Origin of the sequence: Stenotrophomonas lacuserhaii (assembly GCF_014836545.1) — a bacterium.
Classification (GTDB): Bacteria; Pseudomonadota; Gammaproteobacteria; order Xanthomonadales; family Xanthomonadaceae; genus Stenotrophomonas; species Stenotrophomonas lacuserhaii.
Genome location: NZ_JACSQS010000034.1, coordinates 1 through 3,453 on the forward strand (window position 1 = coordinate 1; position 3,453 = coordinate 3,453).

The 3,453-nt window shown below is 52.9% G+C and carries 1 tRNA gene and 2 rRNA genes; all 3 read right to left on the reverse strand.

Annotated features, from left to right (window positions below):
* Positions 1–89: ribosomal RNA gene (rrf, locus tag H9654_RS17625) — 5S ribosomal RNA — on the reverse strand; the annotation flags it as partial.
* A gap of 169 nt (positions 90–258) precedes the next feature.
* Positions 259–3,139, reverse strand: a 23S ribosomal RNA gene (locus H9654_RS17630).
* A gap of 230 nt (positions 3,140–3,369) precedes the next feature.
* A tRNA-Ile gene (locus H9654_RS17635) sits at positions 3,370–3,446 on the reverse strand.
* Between the last annotated feature and the right edge of the window lie 7 nt (positions 3,447–3,453).

Genomic DNA, 3,453 nt, shown 5'->3' on the forward strand with positions numbered 1-3,453 from the left:
GCTTGAGCCACACTACCATCGGCGCAGCTGCGTTTCACTTCCGAGTTCGGGATGGGATCGGGTGGTTCCACAGCGCTAATTTCACCAGGGAGGCTTTTGGAGTGTCGCCGCAGGACGTGTCTTTGCAGGGAGCGGGCACGGATGTGCCGGCTTTACAAAGAGACGCGCCTGTAGCGCCTGCCTCTCGTTTGGTCTTGTGACGTAGCGTGCACTTGGATCTATCGACATGTCATGTCGGCCAAGGCAACTTGAGGTTATATGGTCAAGCCGCACGGATCATTAGTATCAGTTAGCTCAATACATTGCTGTACTTACACACCTGACCTATCAACCACATAGTCTATATGGTTCCTTCAGGGGGCTTGTGCCCCGGGAGATCTCATCTTGAGGCGCGCTTCCCGCTTAGATGCTTTCAGCGGTTATCGCTTCCGAACATAGCTACCCGGCAATGCCACTGGCGTGACAACCGGAACACCAGAGGTTCGTCCACTCCGGTCCTCTCGTACTAGGAGCAGCCCCTCTCAAATCTCCAACGCCCATGGCAGATAGGGACCGAACTGTCTCACGACGTTCTGAACCCAGCTCGCGTACCACTTTAAATGGCGAACAGCCATACCCTTGGGACCGACTACAGCCCCAGGATGTGATGAGCCGACATCGAGGTGCCAAACACCGCCGTCGATATGAACTCTTGGGCGGTATCAGCCTGTTATCCCCGGAGTACCTTTTATCCGTTGAGCGATGGCCCTTCCATACAGAACCACCGGATCACTAAGTCCTAGTTTCCTACCTGCTTGATCCGTCGATCTTGCAGTCAAGCACGCTTATGCCTTTGCACACAGTGCGCGATGTCCGACCGCGCTGAGCGTACCTTCGAGCTCCTCCGTTACTCTTTAGGAGGAGACCGCCCCAGTCAAACTACCCACCATACACGGTCCCCGATCCAGATTATGGACCTAGGTTAGAACGTCAAGCACGACAGGGTGGTATTTCAAGGTTGGCTCCACTGCAGCTAGCGCCACAGTTTCATAGCCTCCCACCTATCCTACACAGACGAACTCAACGTTCAGTGTAAAGCTATAGTAAAGGTTCACGGGGTCTTTCCGTCTTGCCACGGGAACGCTGCATCTTCACAGCGATTTCAATTTCACTGAGTCTCGGGTGGAGACAGCGCCGCTGTCGTTACGCCATTCGTGCAGGTCGGAACTTACCCGACAAGGAATTTCGCTACCTTAGGACCGTTATAGTTACGGCCGCCGTTTACTGGGGCTTCGATCAAGAGCTTCGCCTTGCGGCTGACCCCATCAATTAACCTTCCAGCACCGGGCAGGCGTCACACCCTATACGTCCACTTTCGTGTTTGCAGAGTGCTGTGTTTTTGATAAACAGTCGCAGCGGCCTGGTTACTGCGACCCTCTTCAGCTATAGCTCGCATGAGCCACCAAAAAGGGTGCACCTTCTCCCGAAGTTACGGTGCCATGTTGCCTAGTTCCTTCACCCGAGTTCTCTCAAGCGCCTGAGAATTCTCATCCTACCCACCTGTGTCGGTTTACGGTACGGTCTGCGTAAGCTGAAGCTTAGGAGCTTTTCCTGGAAGCGTGGTATCAGCGACTTCGCCTTAAAGGCTCGTCTCGGTGCTCGGTCTTAAAGGATCCCGGATTTGCCAAAGATCCAAACCTACCGCCTTTCCCCAGGACAACCAACGCCTGGTACGCCTAACCTTCTCCGTCCCTCCATCGCACTTACGCGAGGTGCAGGAATATTAACCTGCTTCCCATCGACTACGACTTTCGTCCTCGCCTTAGGGGCCGACTCACCCTGCGCCGATTAACGTTGCGCAAGGAAACCTTGGGCTTTCGGCGTGCGGGTTTTTCACCCGCATTATCGTTACTCATGTCAGCATTCGCACTTCCGATACCTCCAGCAGACTTCTCAATCCACCTTCAACGGCTTACGGAACGCTCCTCTACCGCGTACATATAAATATGCACACCCCAAGCTTCGGTTCACTGCTTAGCCCCGTTAAATCTTCCCCGCAGACCGACTCGACCAGTGAGCTATTACGCTTTCTTTAAAGGGTGGCTGCTTCTAAGCCAACCTCCTGGCTGTCTGTGCCTTTCCACATGGTTTTCCACTTAGCAGTGAATTTGGGACCTTAGCTGTGGGTCTGGGTTGTTTCCCTTTTCACGACGGACGTTAGCACCCGCCGTGTGTCTCCCATACAGTCCGTCTCGGTATTCGGAGTTTGCAATGGTTTGGTAAGTCGCGATGACCCCCTAGCCATAACAGTGCTCTACCCCCGAGAGGATACATATGAGGCGCTACCTAAATAGCTTTCGAGGAGAACCAGCTATCTCCGGGTTCGATTAGCTTTTCACTCCTAATCACAGCTCATCCCCGTCTTTTGCAACAGACGTGGGTTCGGGCCTCCAGTACCTGTTACGGCACCTTCACCCTGGCCATGACTAGATCACCCGGTTTCGGGTCTACTGCCCGCGACTATGCGCCCTTATCAGACTCGGTTTCCCTTCGCCTCCCCTATACGGTTAAGCTTGCCACGAACAGTAAGTCGCTGACCCATTATACAAAAGGTACGCAGTCACTCCTTGCGGAGCTCCTACTGCTTGTACGCACACGGTTTCAGGATCTATTTCACTCCCCTCTCCGGGGTTCTTTTCGCCTTTCCCTCACGGTACTGGTTCACTATCGGTCGGTCAGTAGTATTTAGCCTTGGAGGATGGTCCCCCCATGTTCAGACAGGGTTTCACGTGCCCCGCCCTACTCGTCTTCACTGAAATGGCCCTTTCAGATACAGGGCTATCACCTTCTATGGCCAGTCTTTCCAGACTGTTTTCCTAGAACCAAATCAGCTTAAGGGCTAGTCCGCGTTCGCTCGTCGCTACTTACGGAATCTCGGTTGATTTCTTTTCCTCTGGTTACTTAGATATTTCAGTTCACCAGGTTCGCTTCCAGCAGCTATGTATTCACTGCAGGATACCCGCAAGCGGGTGGGTTTCCCCATTCGGACATTACCGGATCAAAGCTTGTTGCCAGCTCCCCGATACTTTTCGCAGGCTGCCACGTCCTTCATCGCCTCTGACCGCCAAGGCATCCACCGTGTGCGCTTATTCGCTTGACCATATAACCGCAAGTTGCCTTGGGTTACATATATGACCTGGGGGTACAAAGCCCAGATACGAACTATAACGACTCAATTAATAAGAAGACATTAAAGTCTTCCGCCTTAGCCTCACGACACGTCAAGATAGATATCTCAAACGCTCGCTACGTCACAAGTTTTAAAAGAACATGTACCGGCCACAGTGCCGATCCATATAAATTAGTAAGTATGCTTTTTCATTCAGAGAGTGGTGGGTCTGGGTAGACTCGAACTACCGACCTCACCCTTATCAGGGGTGCGCTCTAACCACCTGAGCTACAGACCCAAATGTC